Source organism: Streptomyces sp. DH12 (assembly GCF_020873895.1).
Classification (GTDB): domain Bacteria; phylum Actinomycetota; class Actinomycetes; order Streptomycetales; family Streptomycetaceae; genus Streptomyces.
In genome coordinates, this window is the sequence record NZ_JAHWGT010001706.1 from 1 (window position 1) to 384 (window position 384).

The 384-nt window shown below is 74.5% G+C and carries 1 protein-coding gene; it reads right to left on the minus strand.

Annotated elements, in window-relative coordinates; translation table 11 throughout:
* Positions 1–384: response regulator transcription factor (locus LPA54_RS41830; protein ID WP_228985566.1), on the minus strand; the 384-nt coding region annotated here is incomplete at both ends.

Below are 384 nucleotides of genomic sequence, written 5' to 3' on the forward strand. Positions count from 1 at the left end.
ATCTTCGCGCGCAGCCGCTGCACATGGACGTCGACCACCCGGGTGTCGCCGCCCCAGCCGTACTCCCACACCCGCTCCAGCAGCTTGTCGCGGCTGAGGACGGTGCCCGGCGCCGCGGAGAACTCCAGCAGCAGCCGCATCTCGGTCGGGGTGAGCGCGACCGGCCGGCCGGCCTTGCGCACCTCCATGCCCTCGGTGTCGATCTCCAGCTCCCCGAAGGCCAGCACGGGTCCGCGGTCCGCGTCGTCCTGCCCCGTGTCCGCGCCGCCCGCCCGCTCGAAGCGGCGCAGCACCGCGCGGATCCGGGCGACCAGGACGGCGCCGTCGAACGGCTTGGTCACGGTGTCGTCGGCGCCCGCCTCCAGGCCCAGCACCACGTCGATG